Here is a 14,169-nt window from a genome sequence, read left to right as displayed (position 1 = left end):
GAAATGATTAAACTATTTCAGGATGCTACCTTGACCGAAATTGAGGAGGCAATGCAGCGGGCGTACGCCGCATTTTTGATATATCGCCGCACAACGGCCAAACAAAAAGCGGGCTTTATCCGCGCCGTTGCCGACGAAATTGAAGCCTTGGGCGAACCGCTGATTGAAGTGGCCATGCGCGAAACCCACCTTCCCGCCGCCCGACTGACGGGTGAGCGTGGGCGAACCTGCTTCCAACTTCGCAACATTGCCGACGTGGTGGCCGAGGGCTCATGGGTTGAAGCTACGATTGATACGGCGCTGCCTGAGCGTTTGCCACTGCCCAAGCCTGATATTCGGAACATGCTGGTTCCCATTGGGCCCGTGGTGGTATTTGGGGCAAGCAATTTTCCGTTTGCCTATTCTACGGCGGGTGTTGACCCTGCCGCTGCATGGAGTGCAGGGTGTTCAGTGGTGGTAAAAGCCCACCCCGCTCATCCCGAAACCTCGGAAATGGTGGCCGAAGCCATCAAAAAAGCCATTGCTAAAACAGGGATGCCCGAGGGGCTTTTTGAGCACATTCACGGTGCCAGTTTTGAAATTGGGAAAGCATTGGTTTTACATCCCAAAACGGCGGCGGTGGGCTTTACTGGTTCTTTTGCGGGCGGTAAGGCCCTGTTTGACTTGGCTGCGCAACGACCCGTGCCCATTCCTGTTTTTGCCGAGATGGGCAGTACCAATCCTGTCTTTTTATTGCCTGATGCCCTTGAAAAAGAAGCCGAAAAATACGCCAAAATGTACGCTGGCTCCATCACAGGAGGAATGGGACAGTTCTGCACCAAGCCGGGGCTTCTTATTGGAGTGGAAAGTCAGGGGTTAGATACATTTATCAGCGTATTGGCGGCCGAGATTCGTTCCATTCTGCCTGCCCCTATGCTGCATTCGGGCATTGCCAAAGCCTTCAGAACAAAGAGAGCGGAAGTATTGGGGCAGGAGAAGGTTGTTGTAGAGGCTGAAACTTCGCAGAAATACGGGGAAGAAGAAGGGATTCCAAGCGTAGCTTCCGTGACGGCGGCGCAGTTTGTGGCCATTACTGCCCTTCATCAGGAGGTGTTTGGGCCTTTTTCGCTTGTCATCAAGTGCAAAGACGCCGCTGAAATGCAGGAAGTGATTGGTCATTTGGAAGGGCAGTTGACGTGTACAGTTATCGGTACCGAAAAGGATTTAGCGCAGGCCGCTGATTTATTGTTTTCCGTCAGTCTCATTTGCGGGCGACTTATTTTAAACGGTGTTCCAACGGGGGTAGAAGTGGGGGCGGCCATGCAGCACGGAGGGCCTTTTCCGGCGAGTACCGATGGGCGTTTTGGCTCCGTTGGTCCGCACGCCATGAAGCGATTTGTACGGCCGTTGGCCTTCCAAAACTTCCCGATGCCCTTATTGCCCGATGAACTCAAAGACGGAAACCCCTTGGGGATTTGGCGCATGGTCAATGGCAATTGGGAGAAATAAATTATTGTTTTTCAAAGATATATTCTCCCGTTCCGTAGGGATTCAAAACGAGTCTTTTGGAAGAAAGGGAGACCAATTCAATCAATCGTCCGTTGCTCGAAGACATACAGACGGCCCTGATTCTGACGTTTTTATCTTCGATTTCGTAGCTACCGCCGCCACACCCCAAAAAGGCATATTCAATGGGTTTAGTGTTTTGAAAATATTCGTTGAATTGTTTATCGTTGGAGAATGTGACAAAAACACCTTTGTCGTTCGGAACCGTTATTGGCGTGCAGTTGGTACTGCCAGTGGGTTTGCAGTAGGAAATTAATTTCCACGTTCCTACGAGTTCATTATCGGGATTTTTGTTGCAACAAAAGCAGCCTGTAAGTAAGAGAAATAGAAGAAGTTTTTTCATAGTAACTCAGTCAATAGCGTTTTTTTAACGTTCTGTATAAGACGCAATTGACCCTTTTAGGGTTGTAATGATTGTAAAAATAGGAACAGGATTGAAATAATTTTTGTCATTTCTCCATACCATTACTTAACTTAAAGAAGTTAGTCTAATGCTAGATAGCAAAAAAGAAGCTTTAAGCATGTTTATTCAACCAATTGTATATCACATCATGAAAACATCTTTCATTTACGTATTTACGCTGTTCGTTTCGGTCAACGCCCTAGCGCAGGAGGAAACGAAGAAAAAAGGTCTGGGCGGGTTTCTGGAAAAAGCGGGTCAGGTGATTAATTCGCCGTCGGTGGGTGATTTGAGCAACGACGAAATTGTGCAAGGGTTAAAAGAAGCTTTGAAAGTCGGTATTTCCAACGGCTCGGCGCAGGCCTCGGCCGTAGACGGATACTTTAAAAATAGCCTCATTAAAATTGCGTTTCCGCCCGATATTCAGCGCGTAGAAGCGCGGTTGCGTCAGCTGGGCCTTGGCAACGAAGTAGACCGTTTTGTATTGTCGCTCAACCGGGCCGCCGAAGATGCCGCCAAAAAATCCAAACCTGTATTCGTAAAAGCCATTACGTCGATGACCATTCAGGATGCCGTGGGTATCTTACGAGGAGATTCTACCGCTGCCACTCAATACCTACGTCGTACGACGAATGAAGAGTTGTATAAGCAGTTTTTCCCCGTGGTAGACAGCACATTACAACTCAACAAGGCCACCAAATACTACGCTGACCTAATCAATACCTATAACAAGCTGCCGTTGGTCCAAAAAGTAAATCCAGATTTGAAGCAATATGCTACCCAAAAAGCGATTGATGGATTGTTTGTGTTAGTGGCACAAGAAGAGCGCAAAATTCGGAAAGACCCCGTAGCGCGGGTGAATGATTTGTTGCAAAAAGTCTTTGGACAAAAGTAATTTTAAGCCGCTTTGAAGTGGTCTCAGTTTGAAAAATTAGTGGTCTCGGTTTCTCAAAACCGAGACCTTTTGTAAAGCCCAGAGAGCCTTCCAAAATGTCAGTGTACCGATACCAATTCGAGGCTCCGCATGACGACCTCGCCCATGCTACGGCATTTTAAAAAACTCGTATTTCGGTAGTGTTGAGCAAGTTCACGCTTCAATTGCTCTAAGTTTTGGTCAGATGAAATAGTATCGGCCATCATCACATTCATCAAATCCTGAATCCGCGTTCGTTCTACCCGAATGCGCCCTGAAATCAACGAGCGTTCTTCCTTCTGGTATTGTTCCACACTCTCCGAAGTTAGGTATTTCATGCCTACTTCAATGATGGCATTGTTTTGCTTGAAATATTGGGGCAGATAAACGGCCTTTTTTCCTTCGTAGGATTGCTGGTCAAAATCAATCGAGCGAATGCGGTAATAAATTTCTTCAAAATCGGGGGTAATATCGACCACAAAATTGCTGGAGTGCATATCGCCAAGCAAACGCACAAAGCAGCGCTCGTTAAATTTTACGAATTCTTTGCAAAACCGAACAGTGTTGAGATTGGGCTCGTACAGGTAATTTTTGATAAACATATCCCCCGGAATTCCGGCAATGTGCTCTTCAATCAACGTCTCGTCGCTGGTTAGGTAGCTGATGCGGTTTGGGGATAGAATGTGCTCTAATTCAAGCCCATAAATGCGCGATGAATCGGCGTTTTTAACGTAAAAATAGTCAAAGTTATCATTGACTTTATTCACGATTCGAATCCGAAAAGGCTTTGAATTGCCGTAAGAGCACACATCCACCCGGTCCACATACAAGTGCTTCATGACCGACAAGTCGCCGTCGGCTTTGAGGTCGGCGTAGATGGTTTTGAGGGCGTAATAGATTTCGTCAATCTCGCTATGGGCGTAGAAGACCGTCTCCCAGAGGGTGTCATTTCCACGTTTGTCATACAACGGAATGGCGTTGTCGTATCGCAATAAGTAACGATAATCTATCGGCAAAGCCACTTCGCGGTTATAACTCTCCAAATACTTGCGTAAATCGGCATTGATTCGGAAAGGAATCTTTTTTTTGGAGATGAAGGCCATAATCAGTACTGTCCTTTTTTTATCATGTTCGCGACAGCGTAAACGGTCGTTGGGCGTCCAATTTAAGGAAAATAAACAGCAAAATCGTAAAGGCCCACATTGAAGACCCGCCGTAGCTGAAGAAGGGCAGGGGAATCCCGATGACGACCATCAAACCGATGGTCATCCCAATGTTGACCAAAAAGTGAAAAAACAGAATCCCCGCTACGCAATACCCATACGCCCGGGCAAAACGCGTTCGTTGGCGTTCGGCCAGAAAAATCAGGCGGCACATCAGCCCCAGAATGAGCAACACCACGGCGGCACTTCCTACGAAGCCGTGCTCTTCGCCGATGGTACAAAAAATAAAATCGGTGTGCTGCTCAGGTACGAAGTTGAACTTGGTTTGGGTACCGTCCAGAAACCCTTTTCCCCACAAACGACCAGAACCAATGGCTATTTTTGACTGGATTACGTTCCAGCCTTTGCCCATCGGGTCGGCTTTGGGGTCAATCAATACCTCAATCCGCTTGCGGTGGTGAGGTTGAAGTACGTTTTTGATGAGAAAATCGACACTGGCCGAAAATAGCATCATTGCCCCGAAAATCACCGATAAGTTGATGATTGTTTTCCGGTTTCGGTCGTATCGGGGGAGAACAAAGCGAAAAATAATAATTGCTAATACCACCAATCCCAACGAAATATACAAAGGAGAAAAGAACAGCGAAAGGATGAATAACGTAATGGCAATCAGCAAGATGGAGGGGTAAATGCCAGGGATTCCTTCTCGGTACAAGACCACCATAAAAGAGGCAAACACCAGCGCACAGCCCGTTTCTTTGGAAAGAATGATAAGTAGCATGGGCAGAAGTATGATGCCGGCGGTCAAGAGTAAATCTCGAAATTTAGTGAGGTTGACACTGGGCTGTGTCACAAACTTGCTGATCATCAAGGCGGTGCCTAATTTGGCAAATTCGGCGGGTTGGAGTGAAAAAGAGCCGATTTTAATCCAAGATTTAGAGCCGTTTATATCACTCCCAATGACCAGAACCGCCAGTAGCAGAAAGATACAAAATCCATAAATAATGGGGGCAAAGGCTTCCCAAAATTTATGGTCAATCACCAGAATAGCGATGATAAGGAACCCCGCCGAGCCGATAAACATCAACTGCCGACCGGCATTGTTGGAAAGGTCAAATAATTTGGTCTGCTCTTCTGGGTTGTACACCGCAGCGTAGACGTTGAAAAGGCCCATCGTGACGCACGCGGCATAAATCAATACGGTCAGCCAATCTATATTTTGGGTAATGTGTTCGTTACGAGCCATTTTCTTAGGGTAATACTTTTCTAGTTCTTAATTGTGCTTTGCGATTTCCGTTGCCGAAAAGGTAAGCGGATGTCTAAAGCGTTTCTATTAAGAATTAGGGAGCTTCCGTTAATTTATTGAATGCCGCCTTTTCGCGGTTTACGATGGTTGCTTCGGGCTTAGTGGGCGCGGGCTTTTGCTCTTTAGGCTTCGGAAGTTGCGACTTGGGAATAATCACGTTTTGTAGAAAATTCTTGTTCATCCATTCTTGCTCATAGGCTTTACGGTCTACGTGTCGTTTGATGTATTTTTCAATCACCAACGAAGCCACGGGCGCCGCAGCAAATCCTCCAAAACCAGCATTTTCTACAAAGACCGCAATGGCGATTTTGGGGTTATCTTTGGGCGCAAAAGCGATAAAAATAGAGTGGTCTTTTCCTTTTTTGTTTTGAGATGTTCCCGTTTTTCCGCACATGACGATGTCGGGAATAATAGCACCCCGAGAAACGGTTCCCCTTACAACGGCCATTTCCATTCCATCCACCACAGGCTCAAAATAGCGGCGGTCAACGCCCGTTTCGTGTCGCTGCTTAAACTCAGGAAGAGGATTGTCGTTTTTGCCGATTCCTTTTACCAAGTGAGGGGCAATGTACCAGCCACGATTGGCGATGGTGGCGGCCAGATTGGCCAGCTTGAGCGGGGTAATCAACAATTCACCCTCGCCGATGCTGAGCGAATATATATTTGAAAACTTCCAGCCGTTTACACCATACCATTTATCATAAAATTCAACGTTGGGTAATTTACCGAGGGCTTCGCTGGGTAGGTCAATGCCGAGTTTTTGACCAAAACCAAATTTTTCCGTGTAGTCATGCCATTTTCGCAATCCCATAGCGGAGGCTTTGAACGTATTTTTTTCAGTATTGGCGTAAATCATTCTCCTGAATACGTGGTAAAAATAAGGATTACACGACCACTGAATGGCACTGTGTACGCCTGATAGTCCGCCGTGACCGTGGCATTTCATGGGGGCGCCTGCGTGGGAAAATATACTGCCTGGCGAAATGGCCCCTTCCTGCATGGCCACCAACGCCTGTACCGTTTTGAAGGTAGAACCCGGTCGGTAGCTGCCCATCACGGCGCGGTTGAGCAGCGGACGGTAGGGGTTGAGCGCCAATTTTGCGTAGTTTTTAGAAAAATCGCGCGTGGCAAACAGCGCGGGGTCGTAGCTAGGCGCGGAAGTGATGGCCAATACCTCCCCGCTGGAAGGCTCAATCGCCACCACGGCCCCCGCTTTTCCCTGCATCAGGCTATCCACGTATTGCTGGATTTCGAGGTCGATACTGGTGTATAAATTCTGCCCAGCTTGCGCGATGGTGTCCAATTCGCCGCCTTTCCACGGCCCTTTGGCTACTCCATTGACGTCTTGCATCACGTATCTAACTCCTCGCTGTCCGCGCAGGTATTCTTCATAGAATTTCTCCAAGCCACTTTGGCCCATCAAATCTCCTTGCCTATAATACGGATACTCTTGAGCGTCCAATTGCTTTTGGGAGACTTCACTTACGTAACCCAACGCATGGGCGAGGGTAGGAGCGGAGTAAGTCCTGACGGAGCTTTTGACGTACTCAAAGCCGGGATAATCAACCAGCACATCCTGAATATGGGCAAAGTCCTCTTTGGATAATTGCCGCAGAAAAAGCGAAGGTTTTTTACGAGAATACACCTTGGCTGCTTTCATCAGGCTGTCAAAGTCAGCCCGGGTAATGCTGAGAGCATTGCACAGTGCAAGGGTGTCTGCTACTTTGAGTTTGTTGGGGGTGACGTACAGGTCGTAAACCAAGGTGTTATAAACAATCAGGTTGCCATAACGGTCATAAACCTGGCCCCGCATCGGTACATCAGGAATGGCCCGGATGGAGTTACTGGCGGTTTCGTACGTATTATCAAGTACTTGAAGGTACAGCAGGCGTATCAGATAAATAATTCCTACCAACACAAACAATCCATACACGAAAAACTTTCTATTCTCTGACATTTACTTTAGCTGATGATTAATGGTAATGCGTACTTCTTTTAGGCCTGCCTTCAACGACACTAAGTTGATGAATCACTAATACAAAGTTCGCGGGTTTTAATCAATTTTCAAGCATAAAGTAACGTAATTCAATAAAAAAAGGAGGAACCCGTCCCCCTTCTTTCAGAAGTATATTTTTGGAAACAGTTTTACCATCCTGCTCCTTTGGTTTTGGTCCTAATTCGACATAAGTACATGTCGGCGGTGATGTACAGCGTTGAGCCATCATCGCCCCAGCCGCAATTGGCCGTTGCTTCTCCAGTGTCAATTCTGCCCAATAGTTTTCCTGACGGAGAGAGAATTAAAACACCGCCCGGCCCAGTGCTCCACACATTGCCATTGGCATCAACTTTTAGGCCGTCTGGTAAGCCGGGCAATCCTTGTTTGACCATCGGCGTGGCGTCATAAAATACCTTTCCGGGGCCGACAGTGCCATCAGACAGCATTGGAAATGCCATAATAACTGCTTTGCCTGGGTCTGATTGCGCTACATACAGGATTTTTTCGTCGGGCGAAAACGCCAGCCCGTTCGGGCGCGTCATGTCTTTGGTTAGCAGCGTCACTTTGCCGTCGGCAGCCGCCCTATATACCCCAAACCAGTCGATTTCGCGGGTGGGGTCTTCGTGCTTCTTAGGTAAACCATACGGAGGGTCGGTAAAATAATACGCACCACCCGAATGTTGCACCACGTCGTTGGGGCTATTGAAGCGCTTGCCCTGATAATTGTCGACAATGGTACGTTTACCGACTCCCGTGAGTGGCATGACCGAAATCCGCCGGTCGCCGTGTTCGGCCAATACCAAGTGCCCCTGTCGGTTGAGCGTGAGTCCGTTGCTGCCAGGTTCGTCGCCGTAAGTGCTGGCCCCCGTAAAACCCGAAGGTTTTAGAAATGGGGTAAGCCCGTCTTTGGCACTCCATTTAAAGACCGTATTTTGTGGTACATCCGAAAACAATAGATAACCGCCCTCCTTAATCCATACTGGGCCCTCGGCCCACACAAATCCCGAAGCCAAGACCTCTATTTTAGCGTCGGACGCAATCAAGGCATCCAATTGCGGGTCTATCCGCACGACTTTGCCAAGGGTAGGAAAGGAAGATTGGGCCAACAAAGTAGATTGGCCAACAAGCCACGTACATATCAGGAGCGCCGGGAATTTCATAGTTGGAGGTTTAGTAGTTAAGTCAACTATTGCTCAAAGTTCAATTTTGGCTTTGTATAATGTTCCAGCTTCCTGAATCTTTTTGGACAAAAACGATAAACCCGTCAATGCGAGAGGCGTTGACGGGTTTATCGTTAAAAAAGACTTCCTACAATTACGCTGCTAGAGGGTTGCTTTCAGCAATACCGCTTTCACTTTGGTGTAGTATAAAGTGGTAATTCCCTCAAATCCTGAATCCGTACCCACCAGGAGCCACAATTCGCCCTTGTCGTTGGTTTTGGCCGAAAAAGCCTTTGATTGGTTGGTCCGTTTGATGATTTGGTACTTATACGTTTCTCCTTCAATACCAACGGTTCCTAGCACGATGGCGTTTTTGCCGCCACTGCTTTGATTGCCTTTGTCCCAGTTCAGGGTCCAGTGTTGGGCATTGGTGCTGTCTTTTACTTTTTGGGGTTCAATTCCCGAAGCCCCCGCTTTCAAGTAAACCGCACCGCCTGGTGAGCCACCCACGCCCACGCCGTTTTCGGGGTATTTTGACGCTAGTTCCACTTCAAAAGTGATGTCGTACGTTTGGTTGGGAGCCAAGCCAGTGAGCTTTCGTTTCAGGTACATAAACGCGTCGTCGCTGCGGTTGTGGCTCGTCAGCATAAATCCCTTTTTGAGGGAGTCGGTAGGCAAAGCCGTGATTTTTGAACTGAACTCCATGATGGAGTCTTGTTGGGTGCTGAAGTCGGTGAGGCCCGCTTCCCAGTTCTCGTTGCCTTTGTTAAAATCGCTGGTGTGAATAAAATTAGGTCCTACGTTGTCGTCGGTTGTGTCGCAGCTTGCCATTCCCAGCGTCAGTACGGCTCCAATCCCCCAAATCGCTTTTCTACCCGTTGATTTTGAGTGGTTTACCACTTGTTGCCACATTCCGATGGCCAACCCTTTTACTTGCATTGATTTCATTGCTGTTTACTTTTTTTTAAGATGAATAATGGTGAATTCAAGGACGCGAATTCATCAAAGTGACGCGGAGGTTTGAGAGAAGGTTGGAAAATGGGTTGTGAAAAAATAGTTTTGAGGGTCGTATATTTTCGTGATAAACGGCAGAGCAACGGCCTAGTTGACTGAATTACAGCGTAGATAAGAAGCTGAAATTTTACTTAAAAAAAGAGAAAAATTGAGCTGAAATAAAGGGACAAAGTACAGCCAAGGCCTGAGAACAATCATAAAAAACGTGTTTAAAATAAAGCTACCTTTGCGGTCAAAATGATAAACATTAAGGCAAAAACATGGAAGTCAAAGACAGTAACGGGAATTTATTGAATGAAGGTGATTCGGTTTCAGTAATCAAAGATTTAAAAGTAAAAGGCTCTTCGAGCGTCATTAAAAGAGGGACAATTGTCCGTAAAATCCGCCTGACCGACAGTGAATCTGAAATTGAAGGGAAAGTCGAGAAAACGGTAATGGTCTTAAAAACAGAATTTTTGAAAAAGGTATAACTCAACATTTATGCCGCATACACCGCACATCCAGCGGAGTTCTGGCCTCATGCTTATCTTTATTTAGAATTTTTTTAAGATATTTGTACCCCGATTAGAACAGAAAGTACGCATTTGTTGTTGAAATAATTGAATTAACTGCACACATACGCGATGAGCAAAGAGGTAGATATCCTGGAAGAAATTACCAACTCCGAATATAAGTATGGCTTCGTAACTGACATAGAAGCTGATGAAGCCGCGCCTGGCCTGACGGAAGATACCGTACGGTGGATTTCGGCCAAGAAACAAGAGCCAGAATGGATGACGGAGTATCGTTTAAAAGCATTTAAGATTTGGCAAAGCATGACCGAACCAACGTGGCCCAACGTTCATTATACGCCCGTTGATTATCAAGCGATTAAATATTATTCTGCCCCCAAGCAGAAAAAGGAGATAGGTTCGTTGGATGAAATTGACCCTGAATTGAGACGTACTTTTGAACGTCTTGGAATTTCGCTGAACGAGCAAAAACGTTTGTCGGGTGTGGCCGTAGATGCCGTTATTGACTCGATTTCCGTAGCCACTACTTTTAAGGTGGAACTCAAGAAACAAGGCATCATTTTCTGCTCTATGAGCGAAGCCATTCAGGACCATCCTGAGTTGGTTCGTAAGTACCTTGGCTCGGTTGTTCCGGCCAAAGACAACTACTTTTCAGCACTTAATGCCGCCGTTTTCTCGGATGGCTCGTTTTGTTATATCCCTAAGGGCGTTCGTTGTCCGATGGAACTTTCGACCTATTTCCGAATCAACGCTTCTGGAACCGGGCAATTTGAAAGGACGCTTATCGTAGCGGATGAAGGCTCTTACGTAAGCTACTTAGAAGGATGTACTGCTCCCATGCGCGACGAGCACCAACTGCACGCTGCAGTGGTCGAAATCATTGCCCACGAGCGCGCCGAAGTAAAATACAGCACCGTACAAAACTGGTACCCGGGCGATAAAGAAGGTCGTGGCGGAATTTATAACTTCGTTACGAAACGTGGTATTTGCGAAGGGGCTCACTCGAAAATCTCGTGGACACAAGTAGAGACTGGCTCAGCCATTACTTGGAAATACCCTTCTGTTATCTTGAAAGGTGACAACTCCATCGGCGAGTTTTATTCGGTGGCTTTGACCAATAATATGCAGCAAGCAGATACGGGAACCAAAATGATTCACATCGGCAAAAACACCAAAAGCCGAATTGTATCGAAAGGTATCTCGGCGGGTAAAAGTCAAAACTCTTACCGTGGATTGGTTCAGGTGTTTAAGCGTGCCGAAAACGCCCGTAATTTCTCGCAGTGCGATTCGTTGTTGCTCGGCGATACGTGTGGAGCGCATACTTTCCCCTACATCGAGGTAAACAATACGACCTCAACGGTAGAGCACGAAGCAACCACCTCCAAAATTGGAGAAGATCAGCTGTTTTACTGTAACCAACGTGGTATTCCGACCGAGCAGGCTGTGGCATTGATTGTTAATGGATACGCCAAAGAAGTTTTGAATCAGCTTCCGATGGAATTTGCGGTAGAAGCCCAGAAATTGCTCGAAATTAGCCTCGAAGGTTCTGTAGGATAAGAGTAGCAATTTGAAAATGTTGCTTTTTTAGGTAGAGCTACGCTAAAAACATTCAGATAAAGAATAGGTTAATGATGGTGATAGGACATAGTTCTTATCACCATTTATTTTTTGGTAAAAACATGAAAAAGAAAACGACCTTAACCCCCGAACTGACCCCCGAAACATTGACGGGCCTAAAAACCAGTGAACCCAAAGACGTTGCCGTTGGAATGCCCGCCGTTGTCAGTTCCATGAAACACGTTTTTGGGGCGATGGACGTAGGAAGAGGGGTAAAAGCGTTGCTGAATCTAAACCAAAAAGGCGGATTTGACTGCCCGAGTTGTGCGTGGCCTGACCCCGACGACGAACGCTCGTCGTTTGCGGAATACTGCGAAAATGGCGCTAAAGCTGTGGCTGAAGAAGCTACCACCAAACGGCTTTTGCCCGATTTTTTTGCCAATCATTCCATTGCTGAATTGGGCACGTGGAGCGATTATGAACTAAGCCAGCAGGGGCGTATTGCGCAACCCATGCACAAACGCAAAGGAGCCGAATACTATGAGCCGATTGCTTGGGAAGATGCCTTTGCGTTGATTGCCAGACACCTTAATGAACTACAATCCCCCAACGAAGCGATATTTTATACATCGGGCCGCACGAGCAACGAAGCGGCGTTTTTGTACCAACTTTTTGTGCGTGAATACGGAACTAACAACTTACCCGATTGCTCCAACATGTGCCATGAGTCGAGCGGAGTGGCCCTGATAGAAACCGTTGGCATTGGCAAAGGTTCGGTGAAGCTAGAAGATTTGTATCTGGCTGATTTGATTATCATTGCGGGACAGAATCCGGGCACGAATCACCCCCGGATGCTAAGTGCGCTCGAAAAAGCCAAGCGCAACGGTGCCAAAATACTGTCGGTTAATCCGCTGCACGAAACGGGGCTGGTAGCGTTCAGTAACCCTCAAACGGCGGGGGGATTATTGGGGGCCAAAACCGACCTCTCTGATGTGTTTTTACAGGTACGCATCAATGGCGATGTGCCGCTTTTCAAAGCCCTATTGAAATTGATGCACGAAGAAGAACAGAAAAACGGGGGAGTATTTGATTGGAAATTTATTGAAGAAAAAACGACTGGAGTTCAGGACTTGCTCGTCGATTTAGAAAAATATACGCTCCAACATCTTGCCGATGATTGTGGGCTGAGCCTGAGCCAGTTGCGAGAAGCGGCGGAGTTGATCATACACTCAGAAAAAATTGTTGCCTGCTGGGCCATGGGCCTGACACAGCATAAAAATGCGGTTGATAATATTCGGGAGGTGGTGAATCTGCTATTGCTCAAAGGCTCGATTGGAAAGCCTGGGGCTGGCACCTGCCCAGTACGTGGGCACAGCAACGTGCAGGGAGACCGAACCATGGGAATTTGGGAAATGCCGCCCAAGGCATTTCTGGACAGTTTGGAGAAACAGTTTGGGTTTCAGCCACCCCGCGAACATGGCTACAATACCGTGGAGGCCATCAAAGCCATGCACGAACGCAAAGCCTCGGTTTTCTTTGCCATGGGCGGAAATTTTCTTTCGGCTACTCCAGATACTGTCTACACCGCGCAGGCATTGAGAAATTGTAGCCTGACGGCACATGTTTCGACCAAATTGAATCGAAGCCATTTGGTAACGGGGGAAGAAGCCCTGATTTTGCCGTGCCTGGGCCGTACCGACATGGACATTCAGCAAGGAGAAGCACAGTTTGTGAGTGTTGAAAATTCAATGGGTGTGGTACACCAATCCAAGGGAAAGTTGAAGCCGATTTCCGAATTTTTGTTGAGCGAGCCTGATATAGTACGTAGGCTGGCAAATGCTGTTTTGGGATATAAATCCATAATTGATTGGGATAAATACATATCCCATTATGACAATATAAGAGCGGACATAGAGCGTACTATTCCGGGGTTTGAAAATTATAATGAGCGGGTACGCAAGCCCGGTGGGTTTTATTTGCCAAACGGTGCCCGTGAGGGTGATTTTAAAACAAACAGTGGAAGAGCTGTATTCTCGGTCAATCAGTATGTACCTTTACAATTGGCAGATGACGAATATTTGATGATGACCATCAGAAGCCATGACCAATTTAATACCACGATTTATGGCCTTGACGACCGTTATCGTGGTATATATAACGAGCGTAGAGTGGTGTTGATGAATGAACAAGATATTCTTAAAAGAGGGTGGAAAGCAGGCACAAAAGTGGATTTATTTAACTATTTTGGTGGTGTGGAGCGAACAGCACCCCAATTCATCATTGTACCGTATTCAATTCCTGAAAGATGTGTTGCAACTTATTTTCCCGAAGCAAATACACTGGTTCCCATTGACAGTTTCGCCGATAGGAGTATGACACCTACTTCCAAAACAGTTATAATTCAAATAAAGCCTGTGGTTTAGTTATTTTGGCAAAGTAATTTTTTTTGAAAGATACGGCGTAGTCAAAAACTGTGCCGGGTGAATTTTTTAGCTATTTTTACTTTTATTCCAATCGTTTTCAAACTTATCCTTAAAGGTTTTTAAAAATACTTAACGGCACAGATTATCAGCAAGTTAGGGTTGATGTCCATTTGGGGATAG

Annotated in this window: 11 protein-coding genes; 5 read left to right on the top strand and 6 right to left on the bottom strand. The window is 46.6% G+C overall.

The window, feature by feature from the left end; all coding sequences use genetic code 11:
- The first annotated feature begins 3 nt into the window (after positions 1 to 3).
- Entirely contained in the window at positions 4 to 1,488 is a 1,485-nt protein-coding gene (locus tag NCI00_RS24480; protein WP_253532102.1) for an aldehyde dehydrogenase (NADP(+)), read from the top strand.
- Position 1,489: 1 nt separating this feature from the next.
- On the opposite strand, the gene NCI00_RS24475 is transcribed toward NCI00_RS24480, so the two are convergent.
- Positions 1,490 to 1,888 (bottom strand): lipocalin-like domain-containing protein, encoded by a 399-nt coding sequence (locus NCI00_RS24475; RefSeq protein ID WP_253532101.1) that lies wholly within the window; start codon positions 1,886 to 1,888, stop codon positions 1,490 to 1,492.
- A 208-nt stretch (positions 1,889 to 2,096) separates the two neighbouring features.
- Between NCI00_RS24475 and NCI00_RS24470 the strand changes: the two genes are divergently transcribed.
- Positions 2,097 to 2,840 (top strand): DUF4197 domain-containing protein, encoded by a 744-nt coding sequence (locus NCI00_RS24470; protein ID WP_166558072.1) that lies wholly within the window; start codon positions 2,097 to 2,099, stop codon positions 2,838 to 2,840.
- Between the two features lie 98 nt (positions 2,841 to 2,938).
- On the opposite strand, the gene NCI00_RS24465 is transcribed toward NCI00_RS24470, so the two are convergent.
- The 5 genes from NCI00_RS24465 to NCI00_RS24445 form a co-directional block, all read right to left on the bottom strand.
- Complete coding sequence (locus tag NCI00_RS24465; RefSeq protein WP_253532100.1) at positions 2,939 to 3,961, bottom strand: hypothetical protein; 1,023 nt, start codon at positions 3,959 to 3,961, stop codon at positions 2,939 to 2,941.
- A gap of 22 nt (positions 3,962 to 3,983) precedes the next feature.
- Positions 3,984 to 5,267 (bottom strand): rod shape-determining protein RodA, encoded by a 1,284-nt coding sequence (gene rodA, locus NCI00_RS24460; RefSeq protein WP_253532099.1) that lies wholly within the window; start codon positions 5,265 to 5,267, stop codon positions 3,984 to 3,986.
- 94 nt (positions 5,268 to 5,361) lie between these two features.
- Positions 5,362 to 7,284 carry a penicillin-binding transpeptidase domain-containing protein gene (locus NCI00_RS24455; RefSeq protein ID WP_253532098.1) on the bottom strand — a complete coding sequence of 641 codons (1,923 nt, stop codon included), beginning with the start codon at positions 7,282 to 7,284 and terminating at the stop codon, positions 5,362 to 5,364.
- Positions 7,285 to 7,472: 188 nt separating this feature from the next.
- Complete coding sequence (locus NCI00_RS24450; protein WP_253532097.1) at positions 7,473 to 8,483, bottom strand: SMP-30/gluconolactonase/LRE family protein; 1,011 nt, start codon at positions 8,481 to 8,483, stop codon at positions 7,473 to 7,475.
- Between the two features lie 162 nt (positions 8,484 to 8,645).
- The gene (locus NCI00_RS24445) at positions 8,646 to 9,431 is read right to left on the bottom strand and encodes a hypothetical protein (RefSeq protein ID WP_253532096.1); all 786 of its coding nucleotides are present in this window, start codon (positions 9,429 to 9,431) and stop codon (positions 8,646 to 8,648) included.
- Between the two features lie 326 nt (positions 9,432 to 9,757).
- On the opposite strand from NCI00_RS24445, the gene NCI00_RS24440 reads away from it, so the two are divergent.
- From NCI00_RS24440 to NCI00_RS24430, 3 genes are all read left to right on the top strand, one after another.
- Positions 9,758 to 9,967 (top strand): alkylphosphonate utilization protein, encoded by a 210-nt coding sequence (locus NCI00_RS24440; protein WP_114065138.1) that lies wholly within the window; start codon positions 9,758 to 9,760, stop codon positions 9,965 to 9,967.
- A 153-nt stretch (positions 9,968 to 10,120) separates the two neighbouring features.
- Entirely contained in the window at positions 10,121 to 11,566 is a 1,446-nt protein-coding gene (sufB, locus tag NCI00_RS24435; protein WP_114065139.1) for a Fe-S cluster assembly protein SufB, read from the top strand.
- A gap of 122 nt (positions 11,567 to 11,688) precedes the next feature.
- Complete coding sequence (locus tag NCI00_RS24430; RefSeq protein ID WP_253532095.1) at positions 11,689 to 13,989, top strand: FdhF/YdeP family oxidoreductase; 2,301 nt, start codon at positions 11,689 to 11,691, stop codon at positions 13,987 to 13,989.
- The last annotated feature ends 180 nt before the right edge of the window (positions 13,990 to 14,169 follow it).

Origin of the sequence: Runella salmonicolor, from assembly GCF_024158025.1 — a bacterium.
Taxonomy (GTDB): domain Bacteria; phylum Bacteroidota; class Bacteroidia; order Cytophagales; family Spirosomataceae; genus Runella; species Runella salmonicolor.
This window is presented reverse-complemented; position numbering and strand designations above follow the sequence as displayed.

Coding starts and splice junctions, on each gene's coding strand:
- NCI00_RS24475 (WP_253532101.1), bottom strand. CDS start 1,888: ATGAAAAAACTTCTTCTATTTCTCTTACTTACAGGCTGCTTTTGTTGC.
- NCI00_RS24445 (WP_253532096.1), bottom strand. CDS start 9,431: ATGAAATCAATGCAAGTAAAAGGGTTGGCCATCGGAATGTGGCAACAA.
- sufB (WP_114065139.1), top strand. CDS start 10,121: ATGAGCAAAGAGGTAGATATCCTGGAAGAAATTACCAACTCCGAATAT.
- NCI00_RS24480 (WP_253532102.1), top strand. CDS start 4: ATGATTAAACTATTTCAGGATGCTACCTTGACCGAAATTGAGGAGGCA.
- NCI00_RS24440 (WP_114065138.1), top strand. CDS start 9,758: ATGGAAGTCAAAGACAGTAACGGGAATTTATTGAATGAAGGTGATTCG.
- NCI00_RS24465 (WP_253532100.1), bottom strand. CDS start 3,961: ATGGCCTTCATCTCCAAAAAAAAGATTCCTTTCCGAATCAATGCCGAT.
- NCI00_RS24450 (WP_253532097.1), bottom strand. CDS start 8,483: ATGAAATTCCCGGCGCTCCTGATATGTACGTGGCTTGTTGGCCAATCT.
- NCI00_RS24430 (WP_253532095.1), top strand. CDS start 11,689: ATGAAAAAGAAAACGACCTTAACCCCCGAACTGACCCCCGAAACATTG.
- rodA (WP_253532099.1), bottom strand. CDS start 5,267: ATGGCTCGTAACGAACACATTACCCAAAATATAGATTGGCTGACCGTA.
- NCI00_RS24455 (WP_253532098.1), bottom strand. CDS start 7,284: ATGTCAGAGAATAGAAAGTTTTTCGTGTATGGATTGTTTGTGTTGGTA.
- NCI00_RS24470 (WP_166558072.1), top strand. CDS start 2,097: ATGAAAACATCTTTCATTTACGTATTTACGCTGTTCGTTTCGGTCAAC.